At 70.7% G+C, this 13899-nt stretch carries 13 protein-coding genes and 1 pseudogene; all 14 read right to left on the reverse strand.

Features of this window, described 5'->3' with window-relative positions; genetic code table 11:
• A pseudogene (locus ABZ923_RS25295) lies at nt 1-252 on the reverse strand (hypothetical protein); the annotation flags it as partial.
• Nucleotides 249-797 (reverse strand): F0F1 ATP synthase subunit B, encoded by a 549-nt coding sequence (locus tag ABZ923_RS25300; RefSeq protein ID WP_358640123.1) that lies wholly within the window; start codon nt 795-797, stop codon nt 249-251. The gene ABZ923_RS25300 and the pseudogene ABZ923_RS25295, both read right to left, overlap by 4 nt.
• A gap of 39 nt (nt 798-836) precedes the next feature.
• The gene (gene atpE, locus ABZ923_RS25305; RefSeq protein ID WP_014675009.1) at nt 837-1082 is read right to left on the reverse strand and encodes an ATP synthase F0 subunit C; all 246 of its coding nucleotides are present in this window, start codon (nt 1080-1082) and stop codon (nt 837-839) included.
• Between the two features lie 78 nt (nt 1083-1160).
• Nucleotides 1161-1931: a F0F1 ATP synthase subunit A gene (gene atpB / locus ABZ923_RS25310; RefSeq protein ID WP_361475702.1), complete on the reverse strand. Its 771-nt coding sequence runs from the start codon at nt 1929-1931 to the stop codon at nt 1161-1163.
• Nucleotides 1932-2204: 273 nt separating this feature from the next.
• Nucleotides 2205-2642, reverse strand: a complete 438-nt coding sequence (locus ABZ923_RS25315; RefSeq protein WP_361475704.1) for a hypothetical protein — start codon at nt 2640-2642, stop codon at nt 2205-2207.
• A 300-nt stretch (nt 2643-2942) separates the two neighbouring features.
• Complete coding sequence (locus tag ABZ923_RS25320; protein ID WP_361475706.1) at nt 2943-4250, reverse strand: MraY family glycosyltransferase; 1308 nt, start codon at nt 4248-4250, stop codon at nt 2943-2945.
• 128 nt (nt 4251-4378) lie between these two features.
• Nucleotides 4379-5617, reverse strand: coding sequence for a serine hydroxymethyltransferase (glyA, locus tag ABZ923_RS25325; RefSeq protein ID WP_361475708.1), 1239 nt, complete (start codon nt 5615-5617; stop codon nt 4379-4381).
• Nucleotides 5618-5718: 101 nt separating this feature from the next.
• Nucleotides 5719-6396: a protein-tyrosine-phosphatase gene (locus ABZ923_RS25330; protein ID WP_361475710.1), complete on the reverse strand. Its 678-nt coding sequence runs from the start codon at nt 6394-6396 to the stop codon at nt 5719-5721.
• Nucleotides 6393-7040 (reverse strand): L-threonylcarbamoyladenylate synthase, encoded by a 648-nt coding sequence (locus ABZ923_RS25335; RefSeq protein WP_361475712.1) that lies wholly within the window; start codon nt 7038-7040, stop codon nt 6393-6395. Before ABZ923_RS25335 ends, ABZ923_RS25330 begins: the two co-directional genes overlap by 4 nt.
• A 52-nt stretch (nt 7041-7092) precedes the next feature.
• Nucleotides 7093-7938 (reverse strand): peptide chain release factor N(5)-glutamine methyltransferase, encoded by an 846-nt coding sequence (gene prmC, locus ABZ923_RS25340; RefSeq protein WP_031029449.1) that lies wholly within the window; start codon nt 7936-7938, stop codon nt 7093-7095.
• Between the two features lie 35 nt (nt 7939-7973).
• Complete coding sequence (gene prfA, locus ABZ923_RS25345) at nt 7974-9041, reverse strand: peptide chain release factor 1 (RefSeq protein WP_361475714.1); 1068 nt, start codon at nt 9039-9041, stop codon at nt 7974-7976.
• A gap of 105 nt (nt 9042-9146) precedes the next feature.
• Nucleotides 9147-9368: a 50S ribosomal protein L31 gene (gene rpmE / locus ABZ923_RS25350; RefSeq protein WP_015657814.1), complete on the reverse strand. Its 222-nt coding sequence runs from the start codon at nt 9366-9368 to the stop codon at nt 9147-9149.
• Between the two features lie 161 nt (nt 9369-9529).
• Entirely contained in the window at nt 9530-10660 is a 1131-nt protein-coding gene (locus tag ABZ923_RS25355) for an LCP family protein (protein WP_361475716.1), read from the reverse strand.
• A 285-nt stretch (nt 10661-10945) separates the two neighbouring features.
• A complete protein-coding gene (locus ABZ923_RS25360; protein WP_361475718.1) occupies nt 10946-13762 on the reverse strand; it encodes a S8 family serine peptidase in 2817 nt (938 codons plus the stop codon).
• Between the last annotated feature and the right edge of the window lie 137 nt (nt 13763-13899).

Here is a 13899-nt window from a genome sequence, read left to right on the forward strand (position 1 = left end):
TTCCCCCAACCCCTCTCCCCCTCCCCGCCGCTCTCCCGATCGGCCTTTCGGGCGCGGGACCTGGGGGGCGTGGGCCCCCCGGGGCGGGGCCGGGTCGGTGAGGACCCGGCGCAGGCCGGCCTCGCGGTCGAGCAGCGCGGTGACGGCCGCCAGCTCGTCGGCGAGCTGCACGGCGTCCACGGACGTGGAGTCCGTCAGCGCGTCGAGACGCTCACGTGCGGCTGCCAGGGCCTCGCGGCTCGCTCCGTTCATCGCGTGGCCTCGGCCTTCTCCTCGAGCTCGTCGAGGAAGCGGTCGATCACACGGCTCTGGCGGGCGTGGTCCTCGAGGGACTCGCCGACGAGCTTGCCGGCCAGGTCGGTGGCGAGCTTGCCGACGTCCTGACGCAGCGCGGACGCGGCGGCCTTGCGGTCGGCCTCGATCTGGGCGTGACCGGCGGCGACGATCTCCTCGCGCTGCCGCTGGCCCTCGGCCCGCATCTCGGCGATGAGCGCGGCACCCTGCTCCTGCGCCTCCTGGCGCAGGCGCGCGGCCTCGTGCCGGGCCTCGGCGAGCTGGGCCTTGTACTGCTCAAGGACGCTCTGGGCCTCGACCTTCATGGCGTCGGCCTCTTCGATGCCGCCTTCGATCGCCGCGCGACGCTCCTCCAGAACCTTGTTGATGTTCGGAAGCAGCTTCTTCCAGAAGAAGAAGAACACGATGGCGAAGGCGATGGTGCCGATGAGCAGCTCGGGACCCGGAGGAACGAGCGGGTTCTGCTCCTCCTCGGCCGCGAGTGCAACCAGGTTGGCGATCACATCAGTGCCTTTCGTCGATTCGTGTCAGGTAAGTGCTGATTACTTACCGAACACGAACGGCATAACGATGCCGATGAGGGCGAGCGCCTCACAGAAGGCGAAGCCCAGGATCTGGTTGGCACGGATCAGACCGGCGGCCTCGGGCTGACGGGCAAGGGCCTGGGTGCCGTTACCGAAGATGATGCCGACGCCGATGCCGGGGCCGATCGCGGCGAGGCCGTAACCGATGGAGCCGACGGAGCCGTGGACGCCGGTTTCAGCAGCAAGGGTCTGGAGAGCGGACATGCCGGTTCTTCCTTCTCTTTCATGGACCGGTGGGGGTTGGCCACCGGACGACTGGAGGTTTGGGGGCGGTGGTACGACTCAGTGGTGCTCGGCGAGAGCGCCCTGAATGTAGGAACAGGCGAGGAGCACGAAGACGTACGCCTGGACGGCCTGGACGAAAAGCTCGAAGAGGATCATGGCCATCGTCATCACGAAGGAGACGCCGGCGGCCGGGACCATCCAGCTGTTCAGCAGGTACCAGGAGGCCACGGTGAACATGGCCAGCATCAGGTGACCGGCGAACATGTTGGCGAACAGTCGCACGGCGTGCGTGAACGGGCGGACCAGCAGGTTCGAGAAGAACTCGATGACCATGACGAGCGGCAGCACCGGGCCGAGCGACTTGTCGTAGCCGGTGACGTTCTTGAAGAAGCCGACGAAGCCGTGGCGCTTGAAGGTCAGCGCGACCCAGGTGATGTAGACGATCGCGGCCAGCACCGCCGGGTAGGCGATGATCGAGGAGACCGGGAACTGCGCGAGCGGGACCACGGACCAGACGTTCATGATCCAGATGAAGAAGAAGAGGGAGACCATGAGCGGCACCCACTTCTCACCCTCGCGCTTGCCCAGCGTCTCGTACACGATGCCGCGGCGCACGAAGTCGTAGCCGGCCTCGCCGATCATCTGGAGCTTGCCCGGGACGACCTTGGCCTTGCCGAAGGCGGCCCAGAAGAACGCGATGACGAGCACGGTGGTGATGAGCGCGAGCAGCATCACCTTGTTGAACTCGAAACCCCCGACCGTGCCGATCGGCTTGAACAGGAACGAGTGCAGGCCCGGAGCCGGGAAGCCACACCCGTTGTCGGACATGATCCGACAACTCCAGTCAAAGGCGAGCTGGGTCTGGTCAGCACTCACCGCGGGCTCCTTCGGCGTGACGCATAGGTACGGCAACCTCGTTGTGTCGGCGCGGCGCACGGCCGCGGATCGGCACCGGACTGGTGTTACGGATGTGGGGGCGGCTGGGGGGCATAGAGCCTCGCGATCGAGCAGGCGTCAGCTCGGATGCCCGCGCCCGCGATGCCGCAGTTGGCACCGGACGATAGCAGGAGATCTCACAGGCCTTTATCCCGCCCCTACGCCTCACGGCTTCGGCCCTGTCTTCTCGGCCTTCTCACTCTTCGCGGAGTCCGGGTCGACGTAGAAGATCTTGGCCTTCATGTGCGCGCGCGCCTGCGCGGCCATCCACACGACGGTCGCGACGACGAGCGACAGCGCGAACGTCTTCGCGTTGAAGAGGGAAGTGTCCTTGAAAACGGCGACGAAGATCAGGAGGAGCAGCAGCTGCGCCATGTAGAGCATCAGCCCCATGGCCTGGAACAGCTGCGGGAGCGTTTTTGCCGTCCACTGCAGCACGAGGAGGCCGACTCCCATGAACAGGATGGCCAGCACCGTGCCGACAGCCGCGCCGAGCGCGCCCTTGCCCCCCGCGACCGCGGCGCTCACGGCGACGGCGATCGCGCCTGCGGCCGCTGTGGGCACAGCGATCCGCAGTAGGTTCCGGGCGTCATTGGACGGCATGGCGGCAACTCCGCTTTCACAGGGGGCAGGGTGTCGTCATGGACGAGCGTAGTCCCGGGCTGAGTGATCGAGACCTCACACCTTTGGACCGTCGCACTCAGGTCCTTCGGTTCTATCCGGGGTTCTCGTGAACCGTATCACAAACTATTTGATGAGGTCTTTACCTGCTGGGTGTGCTTGCTGTCACACATGAGAGTGACAACGCCCGTCTGTGCAAAAACCGAGCCGACTTGTCTGGTATTGGGGGTGTTCGCTCCCCCACGACTTGGCAATGCTCTAGTCAGATTCTTACCTTGGCCGTCAACGGCGATCGAGGAATCGTGACCTGGCGCCGATCGCGGTCGCCCCGTTGACGCCCGAGACACCGGCCGCGACCGGGGACCGTTCCTCGCCGCCCGGAGCCTCCGCTTCCGTGGCGGCGACGGCCTCCGGAGCCCGGCGCCGCCGGCGGTACCGCGGCGGCACGAACCGCTGGGCCCACACCGGCACCCGCGGGGTGAAGCGCGGGAGCAGCAGCAGGACCAGGCCGATCGCGCTCAGGAAGACCACACCCAGGACGATCCACATGGACGCCGAGTTGACGGAGTACGCCAGCGCCCCGAACCCGATCAGCGCCGACCAGAAGTACATGATCAGCACGGCCCGGCTGTGCGAGTGGCCGATCTCCAGCAGGCGGTGGTGCAGGTGCCCGCGGTCGGCGGCGAACGGCGACTGGCCGCGCCAGGTGCGGCGGACGATCGCCAGGACCAGGTCGGCGGCCGGCACCGCGATGATCGTCAGCGGCAGCAGCAGCGGGATGTAGACGGGGACCGTCTGGTGGACCGCCGCCTTCTCCGAACCGGTGAACAGTGCGAGGGCGTCCGGGTCCACCTGGCCGGTGATCGAGATCGCGCCGGCCGACAGCACCAGGCCGATCAGCATCGAGCCGGAGTCGCCCATGAAGATCCGCGCGGGGTGCATGTTGTGCGGCAGGAAGCCCAGGCACATGCCCATCAGGATGGCCGCGAACAGCGTGCCGGGGGCGGCGGCCTCGATGCCGTACGAGTACCAGATCCGGTAGGCGTACAGGAAGAACGCGCCCGCCGCGATGCACACCATGCCGGCCGCGAGACCGTCCAGGCCGTCCACGAAGTTCACCGCGTTGATCGTGATGACCACCAGGGCGACCGTCAGCAGGGTGCCCTGCCACTGGGTCAGGGCGACGTTGCCGACGCCCGGGATGGGCAGCCACAGGATCGTCAGACCCTGCATGACCATCACGCCCGCGGCGATCATCTGGCCGCCCAGTTTGATCAGCGCGTCGATCTCGAACTTGTCGTCCAGGACGCCGATCAGCCAGATCAGCGCGGCCCCGGAGAGCAGCGCCCGCGGCTCGTTCGACTTCGCGAAGACCTCGTTGAGGTTGGTCAGGTGGTCCGCGACCAGCAGGCCCGCGCACAGCCCGAAGAACATGGCGATACCGCCGAGGCGCGGGGTGGGTTCCCGGTGCACGTCCCGGGCCCTGATCTCCGGCATCGCCCCGGCCACGATCGCGAACTTGCGTACCGGCCCTGTCAGCAGATACGTCACCGCGGCCGTGATGCAGAGCGTCAGCAGGTATTCACGCACGGGCTTCCCCACAGGTCTCGCTGGCCATCACAGCCCCACACCCTAGCGACGGACGCATATGGATGAGGACTTCCGGGTAGCGACGATGGTTGCACGCCTGGCTGTGCACCCCGGTCGGCTACCCCGGCTCAGCCGGGATACGGCGGGAACCGGCCGGTGAGCGCGCGCACCTCCTCCCGGGCCGCGGCCGGCTCCGTCCCACCCCGCAGCACGTCCGCCAGCAGCGCCGCGATCCGCACCATCTCCGGCTCGCCCATGCCCTGGGTGGTCACCGCCGCCGTCCCCAGGCGCAGGCCGCGGCCGTCGCCGTGCGGCAGCGCACAGCAGTCCAGCACCAGGCCGGCCGCGAGGAGCCGGCCGCGGGCACTGCGGCCGTCCACGCCGAGCGGGGCCGGGTCCGCGGTGATCAGGTGGGTGTCGGTGCCGCCGGTGGTCACGGCCAGCCCCTCCGCGGCCAGGTGACCGGCGAGCACCCGGGCGTTGGCGACCACCTGATGGGCGTACACGCTGAACGCCGGTGTCGCCGCCTCGCCGAAGGCGACGGCCTTGGCGGCGATGGTGTGCATCTGGGCGCCGCCCTGGGTGAAGGGGAACACCGCCCGGTCGACGCGCTCGGCCAGCTCGGCCCCGCACAGGATCATCCCGCCGCGCGGGCCGCGCAGCACCTTGTGGGTGGTCGCGCACACGATGTCCGCGTACGGCACCGGGTTGGGCGCCGCGCCGCCGGCGACCAGCCCGATCGGGTGCGCCGCGTCCGCGATCAGATAGGCCCCGACCTCGTCGGCGACCTCGCGGAAGAAGGCGTAGTCGAGGTGGCGGGGATAGGCGATGGAGCCGCACACGATCGCCTTGGGCCGGTGGTTGCGCGCCAGGTGGCGCACCTGGTCGTGGTCGATCAGCCCGCTCTCGGCATCGACGCCGTAGCCGACGAAGTCGAACCAGCGGCCGGAGAAGTTCGCCGGCGAGCCGTGCGTGAGGTGGCCGCCGTGGGGCAGGCCGAGGGCGAGGACGGTGTCACCGGGGCGCAGCAGGGCCGCGTAGGCGGCCAGCACGGCCGAGGAGCCGGAGTGGGCCTGCACGTTGGCGTGCTGGGCGCCGAACAGCGCCTTGGCCCGGTCGACGGCGGCGCGTTCGGCGACGTCGACGAACTCGCAGCCGCCGTGGTGGCGGGCGCCGGGATAGCCCTCGGCGTACTTGTTGGCGAACGCCGAGCCGAGGGCGGCGAGCACGGCCGGCGAGCAGAAGTTCTCGGCGGCGATCAGCTGCAGGGTGGTCGACTGCCTCTCCAGCTCGGCCAGCAGGAGTTCGGCCATCGCCGGGTCCTGGTGCCGCAGGACGTCGGTCTCGAGGGTGTGGGTGACCGACATGGCGGGCTCCCGGGCGGTCGACGGTGACGTATCCCCAATGTAGGCCCGGGCCGCGGCGCACGCGCGGCCGTCACGCCCGCCGGAGTCCGCCCGCGTCCGCGTTACGCGCGCGCCGGCACGCCCGTCAGCGCCGTCACCACCGGATCCAGCGCGTCCCTTATCTCGTCGCCGATGGAGCGGAAGAAGGTCAGCGGGGCGCCGTACGGGTCGTAGACCTCGTCCGCCTCGGCGGTCGGGGCGAGCAGCCAGCCGCGCAGGGCCGCCGCCGCGCGCACCAGCGCCCGGGCGCGCAGGACCACGCCGTCCTCCAGCGGCGGCAGGGTGGCCGGGTCTATCGCCCGGACCAGCCGGGTGAACTCCTTCAGCGTGAAGGTGCGCAGGCCCGCCGAATGGCCCATGGAGATGACCTGGGCACGGTGGTCGCGGGTGGCGGTCAGCACCAGGTCGGCCTTGATCACGTGCTCGTCCAGCAGCTCCCGGCCGACGAAGCCGGAGGCGTCCGCGCCGAACTCCGCCAGCACGGTCTCCGCATGGGACTCCATGGGCGCGCCCTCGTGACCCCAGGTGCCGGCGCTCTCCACGACCAGCCCGCCGCCGAGTACGCCGAGCCGCTCCGCGACGAAGTGGCGGGTCAGCCGCTCGGTGATGGGTGAGCGGCACACGTTGCCGGTGCTGACGTGGAGGATGCGGAAGGTGTCGCGGGGGAACCCGAACGTCGTCGTCTCCTCCGCGCTGTAGCCCCCGCCGCCTATGCCACGCCCCGCTTCCGGGGCCGTCAATTCGCCACCTCGAGGTCGGGTACGACCTTGCGCAGCTCCTCCGCGGAGAGCGCGCCGGCGCGCAGCAGCACCGGCACCTCGCGCGAGACGTCCACGATGGACGACGGCACGTTGGCCGGGGTGGGGCCGCCGTCGAGGTAGACGGAGACGGAGTCGCCGAGCATCTCCTGGGCGGCGTCGCAGTCCTCCGGCGCGGGGTGGCCGGTGAGGTTCGCCGAGGAGACGGCCATCGGGCCGACCTCGGTGAGCAGCTCGATGGCGACCGGGTGCAGCGGCATGCGCACGGCGACCGTGCCCCGGGTGTCGCCGAGGTCCCACTGCAGGGACGGCTGGTGCTTGGCGACGATCGTCAGGGCGCCCGGCCAGAACGCGTCGACCAGCTCCCAGGCCAGCTCGGAGAAGTCCGTGACCAGGCCGTGCAGGGTGTTCGGGGAGCCGATGAGGACGGGCGTGGGCATGTTGCGGCCCCGGCCCTTGGCCTCCAGCAGGTCGGCGACGGCCTCGGAGGAGAACGCGTCGGCGCCGATGCCGTACACCGTGTCGGTCGGCAGCACCACCAGCTCGCCACGGCGGACGGCGGACGCGGCCTCGCGCAGACCCGTCACGCGGTCGGTCGCGTCGTTGGTGTCGTATCGCCGTGCCATGTCTAGCTGGCCTCCTCGTACACGTACTGCGGGGTCGAAGTCTGCGGGGTGCTCACGGCAGCGCCTTGCGCGCGGTGGCGAACCGGGGGCGGTTGTTGAGGTCGGGGTGGTCCGCCGCGTCGGCCCAGCCACGCTCCTCGGTGAAGATCCACGGCACCTGGCCGCCCTGGGTGTCGGCGTGCTCGATCACCACGACCCCGCCGGGGCGCAGCAGCCGGTGCGCGGTGCGCTCGATCCCGCGGATCAGGTCGAGGCCGTCCTCGCCGGAGAAGAGCGCCATCTCCGGGTCGTAGTCGCGGGCCTCGGGGGCGACGTACTCCCACTCGGTGAGCGGGATGTACGGCGGGTTCGAGATGACCAGGTCGACCTGGCCGTCCAGGTCGGGGAAGGCGGACAGCGCATCGCCCTGCCGCAGGTCGACACGGGAGCCGGCCACGTTCTTCCGGGTCCACACCAGGGCGTCCTCGGACAGCTCCACGGCGTGCACGCGCGAGCGCGGGACCTCCTGGGCGAGGGCGAGCGCGATGGCGCCGGAGCCGGTGCACAGGTCGACGATGCACGGCTCGACCACGTCCATGGCGCGCACGGCGTCTATGGCCCAGCCGACCACCGACTCGGTCTCCGGGCGGGGCACGAACACCCCCGGACCGACCTGGAGTTCCAGGTACCGGAAGTAGGCCCGCCCGGTGATGTGCTGCAGCGGCTCGCGCTGCTCGCGCCGGGCGATGACCTCCCAGTACCGGGCGTCGAAGTCGGCGTCCTTCACGGAGTGCAGTTCGCCGCGCTTCACGCCGTGCACGAACGCGGCCAGCTCCTCCGCGTCGGTGCGCGGCGAGGGCACGCCGGCGTCGGCCAGCCGCTGGGTGGCCTGGGCCACCTCCGCGAGCAGCAGGTTCACGCGAGTCCTCCGTGTCGTACTCGTGCGTACGGGTGTTACGCGGCGGCGAGCTTCGCCGCCGAGTCGGCGTCGACGCAGGCCTGGATGACCGCGTCGAGGTCGCCGTCCAGGACCTGGTCCAGGTTGTACGCCTTGAAGCCGACGCGGTGGTCGGAGATGCGGTTCTCCGGGAAGTTGTAGGTGCGGATCTTCTCGGAGCGGTCCACGGTGCGGACCTGGCTGCGGCGGGCGTCCGCGGCCTCCCGCTCCGCCTCCTCCTGCGCCATGGCGAGCAGCCTGGAGCGCAGGATACGCAGCGCCTGCTCCTTGTTCTGGAGCTGGCTCTTCTCGTTCTGGCAGGAGGCGACGACCCCGGTCGGGAGGTGCGTGATGCGCACCGCGGAGTCGGTGGTGTTGACGGACTGGCCGCCCGGGCCGGAGGACCGGTAGACGTCGATGCGCAGGTCGTTCGGGTTGATCTCGACGTCGACCTCCTCCGCCTCCGGCGTGACCAGCACGCCGGCCGCGGAGGTGTGGATGCGGCCCTGGGACTCGGTGGCCGGGACGCGCTGCACCCGGTGCACCCCGCCCTCGTACTTCAGCCGGGCCCACACGCCCTGGCCGGGCTCGATCTGCCCGCGGGCCTTCACCGCGACCTGGACGTCCTTGTAGCCGCCCAGCTCGGACTCGGTGGAGTCGATGATCTCGGTCTTCCAGCCGACGCGCTCGGCGTAGCGCAGGTACATGCGCAGCAGGTCGCCGGCGAACAGTGCCGACTCGTCGCCGCCCGCGCCCGCCTTGATCTCCAGGATGACGTCCTTGTCGTCGCTGGGGTCGCGCGGGACGAGCAGCAGGCGCAGCTTCTCGGTCAGCTCCTCGCGCTGCTTCTCCAGGTCCTTGACCTCGGCGGCGAAGTCGGGGTCGTCGGCCGCGAACTCGCGCGCGGTCTCGATGTCGTCGCCGGTCTGCTTCCAGGAGCGGTACGTGGCGACGATCGGGGTCAGCTCGGCGTAGCGCTTGTTCAGCTTGCGCGCGTTCGCCTGGTCGGCGTGGACCGACGGATCGGCGAGCTTCTTCTCCAGATCGGCGTGCTCGGCGACGAGTTCCTCGACGGCCTCGAACATCTTGGGCTCCTGTACTGCGGTGAAGGGAAGGGCGGGCGACCAAAAACGCCGGTCCCGGGCACACCCCCGTGAGGGCGTGACCGTGGACCGGCGAAATGGGGCTCGCTACTTCTTGGAGCCGGCAGCCTTGCCGAAGCGGGCCTCGAAGCGGGCCACACGGCCACCGGTGTCGAGGATCTTCTGCTTGCCCGTGTAGAACGGGTGGCACTCGGAGCAGACCTCGGCCCGGATGGTGCCGGACTCGATGGTGCTACGGGTGGTGAACGACGCACCGCAGGTGCAGCTGACCTGCGTCTCGACGTACTCGGGGTGGATGTCGCGCTTCAAGGTGTCTCCTAGGTTCCGGGAGGGCGCCGGGTCGCCGCCGCGGGGTGCGGGAGCGTGAACCGGAGCCGACGTACCAGTCTGCCAGGACTGGTGCCATCCTCCCAAACCGGGGGTGCGGCTGTTCTATTCCGGCCGGGTGAGCGGGGGCCGTCCACGCACCCCTAACCGGCGCTGACCACGCCCTTGGCTTCCCCGGTGGCCGTGCCCTTCGTGGCCGAGGCCGGGATCGGCTCGTCGTTCCTCAGGGCGTTCCAGACCAGCTGGGCCTTGGACTTGGCCAGCAGGACGCGGTTGGGGTTGGCCGGGTCGTACTGGACGGGCATCGTGACCATCTTCATGTGGGAGGAGCTGATGCCCTTGAGGCCGTCGGCGAAGTCGATCAGGGAGTTGACCGAGCCGAGGTCGGAGTCGGTGGTGACGGCCTTGGTCGCGGTGTCGGCGAGGTCGTACAGCTTCTTCGGGTTCGTGAAGACGCCGACGTGCTTGACCTGGTCGATCAGGGCCTTGATGAAGGCCTGCTGGAGCTGGATGCGGCCCAGGTCGGAGCCGTCGCCCACGCCGTGCCGGGTGCGGACCAGGCCGAGGGCCTGCTCGCCGCTGAGGGTGTGGGTGCCGGCCTCGAGGTCCAGGTGGCTCTGCGGGTCCCGGATGTTCTTGGTGGTGGTGACCTCGACGCCGCCGAGGTCGTCGATGAGCTTCTGGAAGCCCTCGAAGTCGACCTCCAGGTAGTGGTCCATGCGGATGCCGGTGATCGACTCCACCGTCTTCACGGCGCAGGCCGCGCCGCCGGTGGAGTAGGCCTCGTTGAACATCACGCCGGACGCGGCGGGGTGGTCGGTGCCCTTGGTGTCGGTGCACCGGGGGCGGTCGACGAGGGTGTCCCGGGGGATGGAGACCACGCTGGCCTTCTTGTGGCCCTCGTAGACGTGGACGATCATCGCCGTGTCCGAGCGGGCGCTGCCGTCGTCCGTGCCGCCGCCCAGCTTCCTGTTCTTGCCGGAGCGGGTGTCCGAGCCCAGGACCAGGATGTTCTCCGAGCCGTTGTCGATCTTCGTGGGCCGGTCGCTGCCGAGCGCCTGGTTGATGTCGACGCTGTGGAGGTTGCCGTTGAGCTTGAAGTAGACGTACCCGGCACCGGCACCGCCCAGGAGGACCACGCCCGCGGCCGTCCACACCATGGCGCGCACCGCCTTGCGGCCGGTGCTGGGTGCCTTGCGGCGGCGCCCCTTGCTCCGGCGGCGCGGGGTCTCGCCCGGCTCGGTTATGGCGGGCTGAGTGCTCTCGGCGGCCACGTCGCTCCTAGGTCTCGGCGGTCGGTTACCCCCTGCGGTCAGGGTCACGCGCGGTCGTCACCGCTCCATCGTCGCTCCGCCAGGTCAGACGGAGAAACTCGGAAAAGGGTTGCACAACGCACAGTGCCCCTCGCGTACAGCGACGGGCACTGTGGGTAGTCACTCGGTCCGCTCGGACCGCGCTCACCTGCGCAGACGGCCCCCGGGGCGGTGCGCCCGGGAACCGGCGGCCGCCGAGATCCCTGTGGCAAAGATCTCGGGGCCGTCCTCTCCGCGGTGCCTCCGTCAGCGGGCCGACATGCCGAACCGCAGTCCGGCGGCCGGGAGGCCGCCCGTTCCGGGCGCGTAGGTGGTGACCGGCTGCACGGCGCCCCCGGTCACGTTCGCCCACGGCATCGAGTACAGGGAGCCGTAGGCCCCCGGCCCGTAGGGCATGCCGATGTAGAGGTTGTACTGCGTGCCGTACAGGCTGGCGCCCACGTTGTGCCCGGCGGTCGGGGTGCCCGGCATGCCGAGACCGTTGCCGGCCTCGACCCATCGGTCGGTGGCCCCCGGAGTGGTGCTGCGCAGGCCGAAGACCTGCACGGCGCCCGCGTCGGCGACCGAGCCGATGTCCTCGCCCGGCACGCCGACGGCCATCACCAGGCTGGTGTCGGTCGCGGACGCCGCCGGGTCGCGGTTGGCGACGGCCACCTGGGCACCCATGCGGTCACCGGCCTCGGGGGCTCCGGAGACGTCGTCCGGCGCCTGCTCGTAGCTGCCGTTGATCTCCGTGATCGGGGGCGAGACCAACCGGTCCACCCTGAGCACGACGGCCCGGCCGGCGTCGGCCTTGGCCTGTCCCGAGTAGGTGATGTCCTCCCCCGGGATGCCGACGGCGATGTACGTGCCCCTCCTGAGCCAGGGGAAGCCCTGCGTGAACATGGCCTGGGTGGCCGAGACCGACGCGCCGAACTGGTCCCCCGCCTCGGCCTCACCGCTGATGTTCGGGGTGGCCTGGTCGACGGATCCCAGATGGGTCGGGACACCGCTGGAGTTCAACTCGTGCGCCATCACGTCGATCTGGCCCGACACCACCTCGGAGCCGTTCGGGGTCGCGGAGGGCACCACGCCCTCGCCCGGGATGCCGACCACCACGCACTCGGGGCTGGCGGCCACCGAGGACCCGTACTTGTCGCCGGCCTCCAGCGTGCCCGCCACACCCGAACTGCCCTGGAGCAGGGTCCGGTTGACGGAACCGCGCAGATAGAAGACGGCGCCGGTGTCCGTCTTGCCGTCGATGTCCTCACCGGGGACCCCGATGACCAGGTACGGCTCCTGGTCGAGGGTGAGGCCGGCGGCGACGGCGGCGCCCATGCGGTCCCCGGCTTCCGAGGACGAGGCGAGGATGGCCTCCGCGCCCGTGCCCTGTTCGAGGTGGAGTGCCGCCTTGCCGGAGCCGAGGCCGCCGGAGGCTCCGTAGAGCACGTCCACGGTGCCGGCGTCCGTCGCGCTGCCGACGTCCTCGCGGGAGGTGCCGACGACCAGGTCGGTGCAGCCGTCCTTGTTGTAGTCGACGGTGGCGAGGGAGTCGCCGAAGTAGTCGTTCGGCTCGGCGTCGCCGGGCACCGCGGCGAGGTCCTGGTTCAGCTCGGCCGTGCCCTTGCCGCCGCCGTAGACGACGCGGACGAGGCCGGCCTTGGCGTCGCCGCCGACGGTCGCCTCGGGGTCGGCGACGGCGATGTCCTCCTTCTTGTCGCAGTTGAAGTCGTTGCCGGCGGCGAGCGGTTGGGCGGTGTCGCCGCCGAGCGCCTGGGCGACGTTGATGCGGGGCGTGTCGGCGCCCGTGTAACTGATGGTCTTCCCGCTGTTCTTCAGCCGCGACTCCAGGTTCGCGATGCTGTCGTTGGGGAACGCCTGCCGCAGGATGGCCAGGGAGCCGGCGATGTGCGGCGCGGCCATGGAGGTGCCGTTCTTCGAGGCGTACCCGCCGCCGGGCACCGAGGAGACGATGCTGGTGCCGGGGGCGAGGAGGTCCAGCAGCGGGCCGCGGTTGGTGAACGCGGAGAGCTGGTCGTCGTCGGTGGTGGCGCCGACCCCGATCGCGGAGGGCACGCAGGCGGGGGCGCTCACCGCGTCGGTGTAGCCGTTGTTGCCGGCCGCGACCACGGTGGCGACGCCGGCGGCGAACAGGTTGTCGATGGCCGCCTTGCGCGGGTCGGTGTCGCAGGCGGTGGCGTACCGGCCGGCGCCCAGGCTGAGGTTCGCGGCCACCAACGGTGTCCCGGACTGGCGCAGTTGGAGCACCTTTTCCAGCCCGGCGAGCTGGGCGCTGGTGAAGCTGAGCACGCAGGGCGCGGCGCCGGGGCCGCAGACGTCCTCGGAGTCGAACTTGCTGAACACCTGGATGGCGACGAGGTTCGCGCCGGGGGCGACACCGCGCTTGGGGGCTCCGGTCAGGCCCGCGCCGTTGCCGGCGACGATGCCGGCCACATGGGTGCCGTGGTCGCACTCGGCGATGGCCGCGCAGGGCCCGGTAGCGGAGTCGGCCGTGCCCGGGCCCTCCTGGTGGTCGGTCCCGTCGGGGCACAGGCTGGTGGCGCCGTAGTCGGGGTCGACCGGTGAGAAGCACGCCTCGCTGATGACCCGGTCCTTCAGGAACGGGTGGCCGGTCGCGACTCCGGTGTCCAGGACGGCCACCACGCTGCCCGCACCGGTCATGCCCTGGGCGGAGGCCTGGTCGGCCCCGATGACGGGGACGCTCTCGTCCAGTGACGGCCGCGCCGGGACGTCCTCGGTGACGCTGACCACGCCCGGCTGGGCGGACAGCTTGTCCAGCCCGCTCCGGTCGACCTTGAGGGTGACGACCGGCATGGTCTGGTACGACTGCACCGTCTCGCCCGCCGACGCCGCGGTGGAGAGGTCGGTGCGGTTCGCGGTGACGACGTTGACACGGACGGTGCCGCCGGCGGAGGTCTCGTCGTACAGCGGCGGGTCGACCGGGTCGCCGGCCGTCGTGGCCGCCGCGGCGGCCCGGGGCGGCGCCGCGGCCTGGGCCGGCACGGCGCCGAGGGTCACGGCCGTCACCGCGGTGACGACCGTGGTCCAGAGGGGTTTGTTCACTGTCGCTCCGGTGGGAAGCGGGCATGGCTGGGCCCGCTGGTGCGTGTGCGGGAAGGGAACCGAGCGTGCAAAGGCCGGACGGCGAAAGGTTTCCGCCGTCCGGCCGGTTCGCTCGCCTGTGTGATCCGTCAGAGGGC

Origin of the sequence: Streptomyces sp. NPDC046881, from assembly GCF_040645015.1 — a bacterium.
Taxonomy (GTDB): Bacteria; Actinomycetota; Actinomycetes; order Streptomycetales; family Streptomycetaceae; genus Streptomyces.

Bases quoted from the DNA above. Each gene is read 5' to 3' on its own strand.
- atpE (WP_014675009.1), bottom strand. From the start codon at position 1,082: ATGTCCGCTCTCCAGACCCTTGCTGCTGAAACCGGCGTCCACGGCTCC.
- atpB (WP_361475702.1), bottom strand. From the start codon at position 1,931: ATGTCCGACAACGGGTGTGGCTTCCCGGCTCCGGGCCTGCACTCGTTC.
- ABZ923_RS25315 (WP_361475704.1), bottom strand. From the start codon at position 2,642: ATGCCGTCCAATGACGCCCGGAACCTACTGCGGATCGCTGTGCCCACA.
- glyA (WP_361475708.1), bottom strand. From the start codon at position 5,617: ATGTCGGTCACCCACACCCTCGAGACCGACGTCCTGCGGCACCAGGAC.
- ABZ923_RS25335 (WP_361475712.1), bottom strand. From the start codon at position 7,040: ATGGCACGGCGATACGACACCAACGACGCGACCGACCGCGTGACGGGT.
- prfA (WP_361475714.1), bottom strand. From the start codon at position 9,041: ATGTTCGAGGCCGTCGAGGAACTCGTCGCCGAGCACGCCGATCTGGAG.